Genomic DNA, 16,990 nt, shown 5'->3' with positions numbered 1-16,990 from the left:
GGTTGTGAAAAAATGTGGTTATAGTTTATACAAATAAGAAAATAGCTTAAGCGGATACTTTTTCAAAGAAAGTGTTTTTCTGTATTGATATTCCAAAAATAACCATATTATATGGCCGGTTATTATAGTAAATTAGTCACGGTATTTCCAGTAAAATTGTAATTATAATGATAAATTGCGGAAACAATTCAAAGAAAGCACAAATATTAAGAAAATATGACAAAAATCGATTAATATTAAAAAAATATTGCGATATTATTAAAATGTCAGTTGACAAATACTGTCAAGTATGATAATGTTTTAAGTGTAAAACTATTGCAATAGTTATTATAGGAGATTAAGAATGAAACTTTTCGATTCAGAATTAAAAATCATGGATGCTTTATGGAAGAGGGGGGACTTATCAGCTGGAGAACTCGCCAAAATATTAAAAGAAGAAACAGGCTGGAACCGTAACACCACCTATACTGTAGTCAAGAAATGTATAGATAAAGGTGCTGTTGAGAGATACGGTTCAAAATTTATGTGTAAAGCATTGGTTACTCGTGAAGAGATTCAGCAGGAACAGACCACTGAGCTGGTGGAGAAGATGTTTGAAGGATCTTATGAGAAATTCTTTGCAGCCTTTTTAAATGAAGGGTATTTATCACAGGAAGAAACTGAGAAGCTGAAGAAAATTGTAGACGAAGCTAAATGAGGTGATAAGTATGGAGCTTTACCGTATATCCCTTGCTTCTTCCTTACTGATAGTATTCATATTGATATTAAGGAAGATAGCTGTATATAAGCTTCCTAGAAAAACTTTTGCAATACTGTGGAAGATTGTATTATTAAGGCTCCTTATACCCGTAACCATAAAGATACCAGTTCCTGAATTCTGGGTGTCGGTAAAGGATAAAATGAAGCTGACAGAGAATACTCTTTTTACTTCTGCTATTACAAGAGGTATGGAGGGTACGGTAAACTCTGGTGAGCTGGTAGCGAAGAAGTCTGCAATAGGAATTGTAGTATTTTCAATCTGGATAGCAGTTACCGGGGTATTATTTTTACTATTTATGATTAATTACATGAGAAGCCGGAAACATGTAAATGAAGCAATGCCTTCTAATAATGCTTATGCAAGAAGATGGCTCAGACATCAAAGATTAAGACGTAAAGTCCGTTTATTATCTTTTGACCAAATTACTTCGCCTGTAACAGTCGGAGTATTAAGTCCCAAGATAATACTTCCAAAGACAATGGAAGCGGACAGGGGTAAGCGGCTTAATTATGTACTGTTCCATGAAATGATACATATCAGGCGGTTTGATATAGTCTGGAAACTTTTATCCATGATAGCTGTGTGTATACACTGGTATAATCCATTTGTATGGATCATGTACAAACAGTTAAACAAGGACATTGAGACAGCCTGTGACGAAGGTGTTATAGAAGTGTTCGGAAACGAAGCAAAACCGGATTATGCCTATGCAATTATTCAATTAATGGAAAAGAAACCACAAACTGCATTTTTGTACAATGGATTTGGTGAAAAACCGGTGGAAGAAAGAATAGTCTCCATTATGAAATTGGGGAAGAAGACGAAAACCAGTATGACAGTATCCTTGACAGTCATTATGATGTCATTGATCGTATTTGTTAATACCGTTGCACTGGGGGCTATGGATGATAGCCTGTTTGTAATAAAATTAGGCTCATTTAACGAAGGGGAGATCGTTGATGAGCATCCCAAGAATCTAGAGGCCAGAAAATATTATCCGGTGAATGAGAACGGATATACCTATGGCAAATTCGATGCACAAATGGGTATTATTCCTGATTTATTCTATGTAGAATCCATAAATGGTGAAGAAGGATATGTATACTCGAATGAGTTTTTGAGTTTTAGGGATGAAAGCCTAAGTACTCTAAAGAACGAGAGTAAATCTGTGGTTTTGGATAATGAAACTGGAAATGAAAGAATATGTAATATTTATGAAAGTGATGGGGAGACAATTATAGGAACATATAAGATTAATTAAAGGGAAAGTTATACGAATTGGAATCTTTACATAATAAGGAGAATTTTATGTTCAACAAAAGATTAAAAAGTTGCTTTTCTGTAGTTATTGCACTATCACTTGTTCTTATTAATATCTCTGTTGTCAAAGCAGGCATTGCAAGTTCGGCATATATTCAGCATAATATAGGAGCTTATACATATTATGACAGAGCTGTCGTTCATACTAGTTCTGGTACTGCATGGGGAACTACTGAAATATATACCTCTGGTTATACCAATGTTCCAGTTGGTTATATGGGGGCATCCGCACAATTAATTAATTCTAGCGGTGCTATAGTAATGTCTACCACATTTAAGTTTAATACAACCTCGACTTCGGCTCTGGCAGTATCAACAGGTACTCACTCATCCTCTACATCATACACCAGTACGGGTTTCACTACGTATAATAACGGTAGTGGGTATACTACTTACATTACTACTACGACACCTTCACTATCTCTTAGCTCCAGTTTGCGGGCTGCAACATTAGAAGCACCTGCAGTTGCTTTAGCTGAAAATGAGAATGGTCAGACGTATGGTAGTGCCTTTGTGGGAGCCATTACAGGTGAAATGCCTGATTTGGTTAAGGCAGTGACAACTGACGGCAAGGTTGGATACCTTAATGTCAAAGACCTGTTATTGGATACACCGGCTACACCAGAAGAAGCAATCGCATTAAGTGCTTATTCTGAGGCTAATTCAATAATACCAGTTTATGCAGAGGATGGTACCACTGTAGTAGGTGCTTTTAAGCTTGTAACAAATGTTGAGTAACAAATTGAAGAAATGTGATTTTAATTTTAGTTGGGTCTAATTTTTAACTTTGAGGGGATTGTTAAAATATAGATAGAGAAAAGGCTGCCGGATGGCAGCCTTTTCTACTCTTATCAATAGTGATAAAAAACTTATTTAATAAAAGGAAACGTCATAAAATACTTCGATTATTAATTGCCTGTATATATCCTTTTGTATTATGATAAGCTAAAGTTTTACCACAGCATATGAGAAAGGGGCCATTATGGAGAAAAAGATTGCAGTACTTTGGGATAAGGATAAAAAGCTTGCTTCCATACCGGAAGCAGCTGAACTTACTGTATATAGCTTTGACAGGGGAAAGTGGCAGGCGGCAGAAAGTCTTGATGTAACCGGCTTATTTGAAGGAGGAATTTCCAGTGTTCGGAACAGAGCTTTGGAGCTGGTTAAGAAGCTTGGTAATTGCAAGGTGATTGCAGGGAGAAATATAACGGGAGTCCTGTATAATGTATTCGACAGTGAAGGGTTTATTATATCAGAGCTTAATGTATTTACAGAAGAAGGTCTGGAGTATTTATATAGCCAGATTGCGGAACAGCTTAAAGGGATGGAAAGAGAGAGGGAAGAAGCAATGCAAATTCCTGCGGCACCCTCTGAGACTGAGGTGAAAGGAGATTACTTTTTTGACTTTAGCTTGCTTAAAAATACCGGTACGAATCATTCTTCCAAAAGCACGATTATCCCTTTTTTAAACACTGCAGAATATAGGCATTTGGAAATAATCTGTGACCATGTTATGCCTTGGTTTGAGGAAGAAATGAAAAAAAGAGGGTTGAATTACATCGTAAAAGAAAGAGATGACAAGAAGGTTAGTATCTTAATAGAGAAGAAATATTAACAATATTCAGGTTCTTCTTATATAAACTGGCACAAATATTTGCGGAGCGAATAAAATGAATTGAGAATGTTACAGTGCTAGGTAATATACAGGAGAATATATGAATGATGAGTATTATTACAATGGGGCCATATCAGGTGTTGGTATCCCCTATGATGATATTAACTGGTACGATATAGAAGGTTCTCCCTTTGGTTCGGCAACAGCTTTTAATGTTATTGTTTTTGGTGATGCCAATAATATAATCGATGTTGAAGGAGCTGTGGCAGTTGGAGGTACCTTCTACAGTCCAAGAGGAATGAGTATTGGTTTCGAAAGAAAAAACGGTCAGGTGGAGATAGGATACTCCCCTGATTTGGTTCGCTTTATGGTAGGCGGTAACACGACTTTTATGGGACCTCTCGTTGTTGTTGGTCATGTAGTTGGAAACGGAAGCTTTCAAGTAGCAAAAGGAAGTACTTATCTGATTGGTAAAGATGGGACACCGGATCAAAAACAGGAACTTGCCTTTCTTTATCAGGCTAATAACGGAAGCAGATACTGGGAACCATCCGATAAGGAAGATCATTATCTTATATCCAGTTATGATGTTCCTCGTTTCATACCTGCAAGCAGAATAGAAGCAAATGTTAATGCTTTCTTCCAGGATGCAAGAGCAAGCATTGAAGCATATAAGGATTGTATCGAGAACCTTCCGGTAAATGGTACGATAACGGATAATTACCATGAATGGATTTTAAGAGGAAATGACCCTGTACAGAATGTTTTTTCAGTTGATGTAGGACCTAATGGCATTATCAATAAAGGTCTTCGTGCAGAAGTTCCTGAGGGAAGCCTTGTTATTGTTCGGATTAAATCCGGTGCTCATGCCCATCTTCAATATGGTGTTATGGGTGAGGAAAGTAAAGCAAATCATACTATTTATGTATTTGAAGATGCACAGCAGATTCACATGGAAACACCTGCAGATATTTGGGGAAGCATTCTTGCACCTCAGGCTATGTTCCACGGACATCAGACCGGTGGTCATGTCAGCGGTAATGCTGCTTTAGGCGGTTTTGCCGTTAATGCAAACAGCGGTTTTGAATTCCATCTCTATCCTTTCGTAGGCGGGTTAGTATGTGGTGCACCACAGCCAGCCCCGACTCCTGTTCCAGTACAGCCAAGACCGATACCACCAGCACAGCCAGCTCCGGCACAGCCAAGGCCCACACCGCCGGTACAGACAGCCCCGGCACAACCCAGACCCACACCGCCAGTACAGCCAAGGCCCACACCACCGGCGCAGCCAGCCCCGGCACAACCCAGACCCACACCGCCGGTACAGCCAAGGCCCACACCACCGGCGCAGCCAGCCCCGGCACAACCCAGACCCATACCGCCGGTACAGCCAAGACCGACACCACCGGCGCAGCCAGCCCCGGCACAACCCAGACCCACACCACCGGCTCGCCCCAGACCGACACCACCAGCACAGACTATGCCAGCAATGACCTGTCCTGTTTGCCCTGAACCACAACCCTGCCCTGTCTGCCCCGAAACCGAACCAGAAATAATACCATTTCCTGTACCGGTACCCGTACCGATTATTCAGGAACCAAAGGCGTGTCCTGTTTGCCCTGAAATAAAAGAATGTATCATAACACCTGGAATTATTTTTGGCTGCGTATGGGGTTGTGATTGTCATAAATCACATGAGTGGGAAGTCAAACTCTATTCAGTATGCAATGATTGTAAAAACCTTATTTACTGCGAGAAAATATGTCGCTATGGATGCTTTAAATTTGAGGTGCCTTATAATGGCTGTTATGTTCTTGAAGTATGCCCGGCTGATAAGGCAACAAAACAAAGCTGCTGTAAACCAAAGGTTACTCTTAAAAATATCGGTGTTGCTAATTTTATGCTCTGCTAAGAATAAAATCTGCTGTTCCAGGAACAAACAAGGGAACAGCAGATTTTCATTAATTGGTAGTTGTAGTTAATCTTTTTCCGGTAACAGAGTGTACCTTTAATTTAAAAACAGCCACTCCTTCCAGTGCCTTGTCAGGGAAAGTGAAAGTAGATTCCTCGGAATACTGACGCATTAGGAGTGTCAGTGCTTCGCGTTTTTCTTCTGTTTCCAATAGAATCATTTCCCCATTACCGCATACGCTTTCATATTCCATGGTATATTTGCAGGCTTCTTCATCCACAATCAACTTATGGGAACAGTCCATCTCAAAGGCAGCATGGTTGTTTTTCTCTATCAGGTCCAGCTTTAAACCTTTCTTAGCACCATGGAAATAGAATTCCAGCTTCTCTGCATCATAGTTACATCCGAAATTTAAAGGAATGAGGTACGGATATTCCTCATTAAATAGAGCAATTCTCATAACATCACATTTTTTTATTATGGAAAAAATATCGTTTATATCGGTTATTTCTCTGTCTTTTCTTCTCATGGTTCCTCCTGTGGTTTACACCTGTGTCATATGTTCTCACGGTGTGAATACTTATTACCACACTATCACAAAACCTCAAAATTTAAAAGCATCAGTTTAATTTTTTTTAGTAAGTGTATAATATAAAAAGTATGAAAAAAACGGAAAGTATGTGCTATACTAAGATTTGTATGAGTGAACCGGTGTTGATGAGAGGTCTTTCATAAAAGAAGGCACTGACTTAACTGCAGTTCTATTTAAAATACATATCAGAGAATCGCCTGAAAGTGAGGTTGCCATGGCAGTTAATGATTTTGTAAGGATGTTTTTATTAAAAAATAAGAAAACGACAGCAAATCAGCTGTATACAACCTGGGGGAAAGCCCTTAAAAAGAATGAAGTTCTTAAGGAGTATCCAAGACCTCAGCTGAAAAGAGAAAATTATAGGATTTTAAATGGACTATGGAATTATGCGATAACAGATAATAAGGGATTCCCCAGCCATTATGACGGGCGTATTCTGGTTCCTTTCTCGCCGGAAAGTGCACTGTCCGGAGTTAACAGACAAGTAATGCCGAAAGATTATCTTTGGTATGAAAGAAAAATTACCATAAAACATTTAAGGGCAGGTCATCGATTACTGCTTCATTTTGGTGCAGTAGATCAATATGCCCGTGTATATGTCAATAAGAAAAAAGCAGCCAGTCATTTGGGTGGTTATCTGCCCTTTACAGTTGATATCACAGAGCTGCTGGTGACAGGGAAAAATCAGATAATCGTCATGGTTCGTGATACCAGTGATACGTCTTATCATAGCAGAGGGAAGCAGAAGCTGCACAGAGGCGGAATGTTCTATACGGCACAAAGTGGTATCTGGCAGACAGTATGGATGGAATGGGTACCTGAATATTATATAAAAAATCTTAAGCTTACACCCTTGTATGACGAGGCAAGGCTTCAGATTGAGATTGAGATGAATCAATTAAAGGAAGGACCGGATTTTCCGGTATGGCTTCAGATTGCCGATAGAGGTGAGGTGATTGCAAACCTTGAGGTAGTAGGCAATAAATTCCTGGTTCCCATTAAGGGTTTTACGCCCTGGACTCCGGAGAATCCGCATTTGTATGATATAACCATAACGGCAGGTGACGATAAAGTTGACAGTTACTTTGCCATGAGAAAAATAGAAGTTAAAAAAGATAAAGAAGGAATACAAAGAATCTTCCTAAACGGAGAAGTATATTTTCAAAATGGAGTGCTGGATCAGGGGTATTGGCCTGATGGGCTCTATACGGCACCTAGTGATGAAGCGATGATCTATGATATCACGACCATGAAGAACTTAGGGTTTAACATGTTAAGAAAGCACATTAAAATAGAACCCTTAAGATGGTATTACCATTGTGACCGATTGGGAATGCTGGTGTGGCAGGATATGGTGAATGGCGGTGAGCGATATAATATGCTGCTCTTAGGTTATCTGCCTAACTTTTTTCCAAGACTGGCGGAAAGAATAAAAGACGACTGGTATCCTTTCTTCTCAAGACTCAATGCGAAAGGAAGACAGGACTGGAAAAATGATTGCGCTGGAACCATCGACCTGTTGTACAATTCTCCCAGTGTGGTAGTGTGGGTTCCCTTTAATGAAGGCTGGGGACAGTTTAATGCAGAAGAAGCAGTAGAATTAATCAGAGCAATAGACTCAACCAGATTAATTGATCAGGCTAGCGGCTGGTTCGATCAAAAGGGCGGTGACTTTAAGAGTATACACAACTATTTCAGGCGATTACGAATAGTTCCGGAGAAAAGAGCTATTGTCTTATCAGAGTTCGCAGGCTATGCCTGTCCTGTTCCTGACCACATGTATTCCAAGGAAATCTATGGCTATAAAATATACCGTAACAGAGAAAATTTTGAAAAAGCTATTCGGAAATTATACAAAAAAGAGGTACCGGATCTTATCAGGGAGGGACTCTCGGCAGCCGTATTCACTCAATTGTCTGACGTGGAAGAGGAGATAAACGGTCTTTTAACCTATGACAGAAAAGTATTGAAGGTAAAGAGATTGCCTGTCGTTCAAAGTAAGTACCAATAATAATAAGTTTTTTTAAAGCTATGCAGGGAGCTGCTTAATAAGCAATGTTTAGCTGTAAGGCCCCCCTTGTTTTCCAGCAATGCACTGCCTGAAAGACATGTTGCCAAATTCTAAGCGAACCGTGAGCAATTTTGTACGATTACAGTACGGAATTTGTTATGTCCAGAAGTCGTGTATGGGAAAGCAAAGGGGGTTACAGCCGTCTGTTTTTCTAAGTTCTATATTCCGGCTACATTTACTTTGGCGAAAGCTACAGCAAAGGGACCTTCATAACCTTTTTCTTTCTGTAATTCAGTTGAAAGGGTTATATTTCCCTGAGTATCCAAGATACTGCCGTTAATGGAACCACCCGTTACAGGAGTTACAGTATCACCATCACAAAGGAAGGCTAAGCGGATTTCACCGCCAAAGTGACCGGAGAAGCTGTCCATCTGAAAGTCTGAGAAGTTAACAACATGAAGGTATTTGCCTTGTTTCATGTCTTCAAAGCTCTTACTTCCTTTATCTACTTTTATATGTGAATAGATGCCGGTAGGCTCTGTATTCAGATAATAAGAGAAACGACTGTTGCCATGGAGAGTGTTTAATTCACCTTTGGTAATCAAAGCACGGTCAATCATTTTAATGCCTTCACTGCTGTAGGGGTCTTTGGCAATAAGATCGATGGAGATGAGATCACCGGCTACCTTATCACCCTGGACCTTAATACCTTTGGTATAGTTGGAATAACCGGGATATACCATGGAGGCAGAGGAACGATCAATATAATAATCAAAAATCGTACTGACAAAGGAGCCGGATATGATAACCTTATATTCTCCGCTCTTAGGAGCTGTTGTAGCTGCAGCTCTTGCTTTGGTAGTTTCAAGTGTATATTTGACCTTAGCCTTTAGGGCCTCTGTGTCTGGTTCATCATAATAGAAGCTTTGGTAGGTTTCAACATCCTGGGGGGAAGGGCACTGAGCTACGAATTCGCCTTTTGCTGTAAATTTGCTGTAAGAAGCATCCACTCCTTCTGAATTTAAGATATGTACAAGGGATTTCTCCAGGAATATCTCTGCGGAATTCAAATATACCTCTTCTTTTGTATCCTCCGCAAAAAGAGCTTCTGTCATAAGTTTAGCATTTTCTGCAAGCGTTTTCGCAGATAAATTTGAGGAGGAAGGAAGGAAATCCTCTTTTTGTCCCCCTGGCAGCTCATAGTAAGCATTGCTTACGAAGGAGGCTGCATAATAGGCCTCTTTCATGGCTTCTTCGATTTCTTCTGCTGTCATTCCGTTATAGATTCCGATAGCGGAGGAGCCTCTCATTTTCTTACCGTCTTTCTCAAAATCCCTGTATACCGTGAGGGAATAATCGTGAACCTTTTTTTCTCTTCTGATATCCAGTTTCTTGCGGATAAAAAACAGCTCAACACTTTCCGTTATTTCTTCATTTATTAAATAATGCCTTATATTATTTTTCTGTAAGGCATGAAGTATTCTATCAAGCACAGTTTTATTTCCTTTCTCTTATTTATTCTGTTCTTTAAGAAATTATCCAAGACGGATCTTAGCCTTTATATAAGGACCGCCATCGGATACCTTAACCCATTCCTTATAACCTTTGCCGCAGAAGCCACCGCCTCCTAAGTTCAGTTCATCAGAGATCATGGTGATGGATTTTAAAAGGTCGGGAACATAACCTGTGAGGACAATGGGGGAGAAGATCCTGCCGGTCAGTTTACCGTCTTTGATTTCCTTTGCCACATTGACCATACACTGGATTCCCCAGTTCTTAGGGTCTTCCATTCCGCTGCTTGGATTGTCCAGTAAAAAGCCATCCTTGATGGAGGCAATCATATCTTCCACTTTATCATTACCGGCCTCGAAGAAGGTGTTGGTCATACGGGTATAGGCTTTCCTCTCATAACTTTGTCTTCTGCCATTTCCGGTAGGGTCAGTACCCAGATACATTGCACTCTGGCTGTCACTGATGCCTCTCTTTAGGATTCCTTTTTCAATTATTACGGTATCCTTTGCAGGTATGCCTTCATCATCAAAGAAAAAGGTAGCGGTTTCTTTTGCCGCTGCACCACCATCGCGCATGGTGATAAGGGGGGAGGCAACATATTCGCCTATGTATTTTTCAGCAAGAGCACGTTTCTTAACGAACATATCCATCTCAACACCATGTCCGAAAGCTTCGTGTACAATCATACCGGTAACCTCCGGGGTACAGATGCATTCATATTCTCCTGGTGTTATGGGCTCGCTTTCAAGTAAAGCAAGAGCAGAATCTGCGGTTGCTTGCAGCCCTGCTTTCATATCCTTTAGGATTTCACTGCCTCCAAGGTTTGAGTAACCTTTGAAATAATATTTGATTTCTTCGCCTTTTGATACCATAACCATGGTGGTTCCGGTAGTCCAGAGAACATTCTGCTCCATGTCCTTGTTACGGGAAAGAAACAGTTTATGATATTCCTGATATCTCAGACCGGCAGAACAGTCAAGGATGGAAGGATGATATTCCCGGCCTTCCTCACTAAGGGAGGTCAGCAAAGATATGATCTTTTCACTGCCAAGATCAGAAAGGCTTTCAACATAATCTGTGCTTTCACAGAATGTCATAGGTTCATCAGCCAAGGCTTCATAAGATATGGCTTCAGTGCCTTCAGGCAGGGAGTCTTTAAGAGGAATCAAACTGAAGTCTATTTTTTCTTCAATATCCTTTAAGAGAGCCTCAGAGATATCGTTAAAGGAATATTCACCATAACTGCTGCCATCATAAACCTTAGCAACAAATCCCCTACCGCTTAGAATTGTATCTTCAGAAATTATTGTTCCGCGTTTTGATACATTATAGGTCATGGCTTTGGAGTCTGAGGCCAGGATGGAAACGTAACTGTATTTGGCAAGAAGTCTGTTTAACAGCTCTTTTAGACAAGGTTTCACCTGCTTCAGATAATTACTGGATTGTACTTTCATAATTAATCCTTTCGTATTTTGATTTATCTTCACTCTTAACGGAGTCTCAATTCTCGTCTAAAAATGATCAGAGCTCCTCATTCGTGAAGAAGGTTTCCATTCTTTTTGTACAACATACACGAAAGGGCTGGTGCAGAAGTTATAGCTCTCTGCCACAGCCCGTTTGGGATGTCTTTTGCTCTTTTATTATAAGTAGAGAGGGATAAAATGTCAATGTCTCCCGGATTAGAAAGTGGCTGTATCCGGATTGGTAGCTGTTCCGCAGCAATCAGTCAAACCGGCGATGATAGCAACATCTTCCTCGGAAAGTGTGAAATCAAACACGTCTGTGTTTTCTTTTATACGGGAAGGGGTGACGGATTTCGGTAAGGGTAAGTAACCCCTCTGAAGACTCCAGCGGATACCGATCTGAGCAATTGTCTTACCATATTTCCGAGACAGTTCCTGCATGGCAGGTACGGAAAATATCTTACCGGTTCCTAAGGGACTATAGGCCTCCAGCAGTATATCATGACGCTTACAGTACGCAGCCAGCTCGTCCTGGGTAAGGCCAGGGCATAAACGTACCTGATTAACCGCAGGTTTTACAGTGGCAGTCTCAAGCAGAGCATCAATATGATGAGGGAGGAAATTACTGATACCGATGGCTTTGATCTTACCCTCCTCGTAAAACTCCTCCATGGCTTTCCAGCTTCCAGCATTGGCACTTTTCCATATTTCTCTGAATTTTATCGGATTAGGCCAGTGTATCAGATAGAGATCCAGATAGTCAGTATCAAGGTTCTTAAGGGTAGTCAGAAATGCTTCTTTTGTTGCTTCATAACCATGGAAGGAATTGTTCAGCTTACTGGTGATAAAGATGTCCTCACGTTTAAGACCGGAATCCTTTACAGCGCGGCCTACGCTTGGTTCGTTGCCGTACATTGCTGCTGTATCTATATGCCTGTAGCCACTTTCCAAAGCTGTCTTAACGGATTCATAAGCAACGTCGCCATCCGGTGTCTGCCAGGTTCCAAAACCGATGCAGGGAATTTTTAACCCATTATTTAATTCATAAGTATCTGTTAAAGTTTTCATATTTTTTACTCCTTTCAAGGACTGGTTTTCTGTAATTGTATTTTTATAAGGTCATAAGTAGCTTATGTATTTTACAGCTTCATTATAAGGTATAGAGTTAACTCGATGTCAAGTTTTTTTATCAGACTGCCAATTGCTTCGTAACAACGCGGTAACAACGCTTAGTACAACGGTCAGTAACAACGGTGTAACAGCTAATTGTTGCCGAATTCCTGATTAAACCTTGAGAATATCGGGCTATTCATGTAAAGCATCCTCCATTATCAATATGGCTGGCCATTAATTAAAAAACTGCCCTGCATTACCAATTTAGTGGTTCATGCAAGGCAGTTCTTAATTCGTTAAGTTGTTTAGGACTTGAATGTTAAATGAATGGTCTATTTAATTACGAGCTTATATTTCTTGCTATAATTGCCGGAAGTTGCAATTACATAAACGGTACCAGTCTTCTTCGCGGTTAATTTGCCAGTGCTTGCGTTAATGGAGGCTAGTTTGGTGTTAGAGACAGAATAGGTTACTTTCTCCTTTGTTCCGAAAGCGGAGGCTTTATAAGTATAACTCTTGCCAACCTTTAAGGAGGCTACCTTTTTGGTAAAGCTTATATAAGGTTTCTTAACGGTTACCTTTAAATTGTAGGTAGTGGAGTAAGAGTTAACAGTTACCTTTACCTTAATTACAGCAGAACCGGCAGCTTTTGCTGTTACAATACCTTTGGAGGATACTGTGGCAGCTTTGGAATTGGAGGTGGTGTAAGAAATCTTAACCGTATCTTTTTCTGTTACTTCCTCTGGTAAGGTTACATTTACCTTAGCCGTTTCTTTCAGATACAGAGTTTTACTGCTTATTGCTACAGTAGCTACCTTGGAATAATCGGGAGCTTTGGTTGGTGTGGGAGTCGCGGTAGGAGTTGCAGTTGGTGTAGCAGTTGCGGTAGGCTCCGGAGTTGAAGGAGTCTGGGTAGGTGAATAAGTAGCGGTTGGTGTAGCAGTTGCCGTAGGAGAAGGTGAAGCAGTCACAGTAGGAGACGGCGAAGCAGTTACTGTGGGTTCGGGGGACACCGTTACAGTAGGTTCAGGACTCAGCGTTGCTGTAGGTGTTGGTGTAGCAGTCACTGTGGGCTCGGGAGATACCGTTATGGTAGGTTCAGGGCTTACCGTCGCCGTAGGTATAACCGTCACTGTAGGTTCCGGAGAAGGAAGGTTGTCAAGATCAAAGCTTTCACTGTTCATAGCATAATCGTATACTGTTACGGCTAACTCTGATAACGGAATATCTGTAATAGCCAGGTCACTCTTATCCAGGAGGAAGGAGGTCTGTCTGCCTGCTTCACTTTCATTTGCCAAAAGAACAGTTATGGGACTTCCCGGGTTGGATTTTTCATAGAGAGCTACGGAAGCAACATACTGATTATCCTTTACGGCAAGCTGTAGTGTATCCTCATCCGATACCACATTGACAAGCGCCGGTTTCTCGGTGTCTATGGTGATAGGGAATTCCAGACTGCCTCTTGCATTATTCTGACTATGTGCGTCATAATCCAGTTCTCCGGTAACGGTGAGGGTAACAACCGAATTATTGGGAAGAGGATTGCCGTTTTTGTCCGTTCCGGTATAATATACATCCAGATAAGTCGGAACGATTGCCTGTTGGCTGGATACATAATGAGTCTTTCTCTCATAATTGGAGGTATAGGAAGAAATCTTATTCCCCTCCTGGTCAGTAATTTCAAAGTGCAGGACTCTGGCATTACGCAGAAGACTTAGCTGTGCGATATCAAGGCCATCAAAGTAACCGTCTGCATTGGGGGATATGGCTATCTTTTCAGTTGCAGCAAAGGGATCGTAGTATTCATACAATTCACGGTACAGATAAGGATTATAGTCTCCGATTAAGGTATAGGCAGTGGTGTCAAAAGGATTAACGCCAAGATAACAGTAACCGTCCGGGGTCTGTGTATACAGTGTGTTTATGGTCTGCTGGAAGCCCTCCAGATTACTAGCGGAACCGGAATCAAAAAGAGGTGCCTGGCTCCAGTCTCCATAGAAGCCCAGGAAAGGAACTGACAGGTCTATTCCATCCGATGCAAGAGTTATATAGCCGTCTATAAATTCTCCGTTTTCATAGTAGGTGTCCAGTATCTGCTTAATGGTATCATCAAGCTGGATGGTAACATCCACCTGAACATCTGCACCGGGGTCTAAGGTAATGGCACTGCCGGATACCAGGGTATTTCCGTTAACAGACAGTGTAACCTGTGCGTAATCACTGATATCCAAGGGGCTTTCAGCCAGGAAATTACCATAATCAGATAACAGGAGGTTTTCGGATAAGACAGCTGACTGCGGTGTATATGTTATGGCTGAGCCTGTAATGCTGCGGACATGGAAGGACTTTGTAAAAGTGCCGGCCTTTGAAACGTCATCACCGAGATTTAGTTTCGGCCTTCCTTCCGCGCCATCCGCTTTGTCGGTATAGAGATAAGCGCCTGAATTAACGGCATTATAAACATTAACGATACCACTGCCTTGTTTTCTGGGGGAATAAGGAATCTTCTCCGCTGTAACAGAAGGGCTGGCAGTACTCATAAGCAGATTGGTTGCCAATTCTGCTTTTTCCGCTGAACTTAAACTGTCACCATAGATTTCGTTCAGATACTGTTTCACCAGAGCATAGGTGCCAGCGATATGAGGGGAAGCCATGGAGGTACCGCTCATGGAACCATATTTGCCGCCTGGTAAGGTAGAATAGATATTCTCGCCGGGAGCTGCAATTTCTGGTTTCAGCTTCAGATCGGGTGTTATACCCCAGGAGGAGAAATCAGAAGGTTGGTTCGCAAGACTGTCAGGAAACTGACCCGTTTCACCGGATACCTGTAACACAGTTTCTGCCAAACCGCGAAGATAGAATCCATCTTCCTGGGTTATGGAAACCGCGGGAATATCATAATCTGTCAGCTGCATACTGATGGTTCCGGTCGTATTATTTGAAACGATTAAACCGATGGCACCATGATTTCTTGCAAAGATTAATTTGTCATTAAAGGAGATGGAACCTCTGTTAACCAGAGCAACCTTACCTGCAACATCAATATTTGCATAATCTGAATTATTTCCCACATTGGGAACAGCAACATATTGAATTGCTCCGCCTGAAACAGTTGACAGGGCAGAGAAGAGCGGTTGGTCTCCGGCTGCTGTTTCTGTATAGGTAATCCTTTTCCCTGCTGCTTCAAAATAATAAGCATGATAGTTGGTATTTACAACGCTTGCTACAGACAACGGAGTCCGATATACAGACGGTGAACCTACTACAGAGGTATCTGGGTTGGCGGCTAAAGCTAGTCCGCTTGGTGCCAGATTCTTAAATCCATTGGTATAGGAACTGCTGTAGCTGTTGCCGGCTGATACAGCCATGGTTATTCCGGCACTTTCTACTCTTGCATATACATCTGATATGGAAGCTTCTCCTTCGTCGGTAAAACCACTGGGAGAGCCAAGACTCATATTTATGACATCAGCACCAAGCACAACGGCATCTTCAATGGCTGCCAGAATGTCTTCCGTATAAGCACCGGTATCTCCTATTACATCACTGAAAACCTTCATGATCATAAGCTGTGCTTCGGGTGCTACCCCTGTTATACCATCGGAATCTCCGTCCGGAGCAGCAACGGTACCGGCAACATGGGTACCATGATCATTGCTGTTTTGCACAACGGATTCGGTACTGGGGGTTACATTGGTGTCCCTGTCAGCATAGTCATAGGCATATGGGATTTTAGTATTGACAAAGGTCTTAGAGGCATCAGTTATACCGGACTGAAGTCCTGCCGTGCTGTCTGAAATTTTTCCCTGCAATGAGGAGGGATCACTGAATTTAGGATTAGAAGGCATCACGGCAAAGCCTGGATGACCGGTATCCAAACCGGTATCCACAATTGCTACTGCTGTTTTGTCACCTTTATAGTTTAAATCCCAAAGGGCTGTTGCGCCAATTGTTTCGGTACTTGAATCCATAACAGGATCAATCTTGTCATAAACAGGAGCTTCATAAGCCGTCTTAACACCTTTTAAGGATTTAATGGTTTCAATGGCTCCATAATTGGTCCTGATGGCAAAACCATTCATGACAGTGGTATAGCGGTATAATACTTGTGGTGTTGCGGCCGCGAAATGCTTAGCCGAAATTTGATGAATGACAGTATCCTGCTGTTTCAAAAGATCAGAAGTTATTCTGTCTGCTTCAGCGGATTTATTAAATTCCTCGAAGCTGTTTGAAACGCCGGAACGCATTAGACTGGTACCGTTCAGATACTGTTCCAGAAGGGGAGAGTTATCAAGCTCTACTATAACGGTTACAAGTTTGTTCTTTGCAAAAGCGCCAATGCTTCCTTCATACCCCTTAAGTTCACCTGCATTTACTGGCTTGGAACTGCCTCCGGTCTTAGTTCCGTTGTTCAAGATCCCAGAAGCTGCCGATAAACCTGCTGCCTGGGGGTATTGGAGAAACGGATTAGCCAGTACGGAAGTTACTGTCAACACGATGACAGAGAGTGCTGCTGTGACTTTTTTTCTCATTTACATCCCTCTTTCTATATAATGTTAGGATAATATGATGTTGACCACAGCTAAATTTATCATATGCAGAGGGAGTATGTAAGTCAAATTATAAAAGATACTTCCAGGCAGGAAATTCATTGAAAGTTTGCCTGAAAGCTGCTAAATTTAACTCATATAG

11 protein-coding genes are annotated in these 16,990 nt (G+C 41.4%); 6 read left to right on the top strand and 5 right to left on the bottom strand.

Annotated elements, in window-relative coordinates; genetic code table 11:
* Positions 1 to 343 precede the first annotated feature (343 nt).
* The 5 genes from R2R35_RS07580 (at position 344) to R2R35_RS07560 (ending at position 5,607) form a co-directional block, all read left to right on the top strand.
* Entirely contained in the window at positions 344 to 697 is a 354-nt protein-coding gene (locus R2R35_RS07580) for a BlaI/MecI/CopY family transcriptional regulator (protein ID WP_033164951.1), read from the top strand.
* Between the two features lie 10 nt (positions 698 to 707).
* Positions 708 to 2,021, top strand: a complete 1,314-nt coding sequence (locus R2R35_RS07575) for a M56 family metallopeptidase (RefSeq protein ID WP_317733899.1) — start codon at positions 708 to 710, stop codon at positions 2,019 to 2,021.
* Positions 2,022 to 2,068: 47 nt separating this feature from the next.
* A complete protein-coding gene (locus R2R35_RS07570; RefSeq protein WP_317733898.1) occupies positions 2,069 to 2,818 on the top strand; it encodes a hypothetical protein in 750 nt (249 codons plus the stop codon).
* 244 nt (positions 2,819 to 3,062) lie between these two features.
* Positions 3,063 to 3,695 (top strand): Fe-only nitrogenase accessory AnfO family protein, encoded by a 633-nt coding sequence (locus tag R2R35_RS07565; RefSeq protein WP_317733897.1) that lies wholly within the window; start codon positions 3,063 to 3,065, stop codon positions 3,693 to 3,695.
* 100 nt (positions 3,696 to 3,795) lie between these two features.
* On the top strand, positions 3,796 to 5,607 hold the full coding sequence (locus R2R35_RS07560; protein ID WP_317733896.1) for a choice-of-anchor A family protein: 1,812 nt from the start codon (positions 3,796 to 3,798) through the stop codon (positions 5,605 to 5,607).
* 49 nt (positions 5,608 to 5,656) lie between these two features.
* Here the strand turns inward: R2R35_RS07560 and R2R35_RS07555 are convergent, their stop codons facing one another.
* Positions 5,657 to 6,136 (bottom strand): pyridoxamine 5'-phosphate oxidase family protein, encoded by a 480-nt coding sequence (locus R2R35_RS07555; protein WP_317733895.1) that lies wholly within the window; start codon positions 6,134 to 6,136, stop codon positions 5,657 to 5,659.
* Positions 6,137 to 6,413: 277 nt separating this feature from the next.
* Between R2R35_RS07555 and R2R35_RS07550 the strand changes: the two genes are divergently transcribed.
* Entirely contained in the window at positions 6,414 to 8,210 is a 1,797-nt protein-coding gene (locus R2R35_RS07550) for a glycoside hydrolase family 2 protein (protein ID WP_317733894.1), read from the top strand.
* A 218-nt stretch (positions 8,211 to 8,428) separates the two neighbouring features.
* On the opposite strand, the gene R2R35_RS07545 is transcribed toward R2R35_RS07550, so the two are convergent.
* The 4 genes from R2R35_RS07545 to R2R35_RS07530 all read right to left on the bottom strand — a co-directional run bounded on the left by R2R35_RS07545 (position 8,429) and on the right by R2R35_RS07530 (position 16,830).
* Complete coding sequence (locus R2R35_RS07545) at positions 8,429 to 9,703, bottom strand: metallopeptidase TldD-related protein (protein WP_317733893.1); 1,275 nt, start codon at positions 9,701 to 9,703, stop codon at positions 8,429 to 8,431.
* A 42-nt stretch (positions 9,704 to 9,745) separates the two neighbouring features.
* Positions 9,746 to 11,176, bottom strand: coding sequence for a TldD/PmbA family protein (locus R2R35_RS07540; protein WP_317733892.1), 1,431 nt, complete (start codon positions 11,174 to 11,176; stop codon positions 9,746 to 9,748).
* Between the two features lie 225 nt (positions 11,177 to 11,401).
* Positions 11,402 to 12,253, bottom strand: coding sequence for an aldo/keto reductase (locus tag R2R35_RS07535; RefSeq protein ID WP_317733891.1), 852 nt, complete (start codon positions 12,251 to 12,253; stop codon positions 11,402 to 11,404).
* 377 nt (positions 12,254 to 12,630) lie between these two features.
* Positions 12,631 to 16,830, bottom strand: a complete 4,200-nt coding sequence (locus tag R2R35_RS07530; RefSeq protein WP_317733890.1) for a S8 family serine peptidase — start codon at positions 16,828 to 16,830, stop codon at positions 12,631 to 12,633.
* Between the last annotated feature and the right edge of the window lie 160 nt (positions 16,831 to 16,990).

Source organism: Anaerocolumna sp. AGMB13020 (assembly GCF_033100115.1).
In the GTDB taxonomy this organism is placed as follows: Bacteria; Bacillota; Clostridia; order Lachnospirales; family Lachnospiraceae; genus Anaerocolumna.
This window is presented reverse-complemented; position numbering and strand designations above follow the sequence as displayed.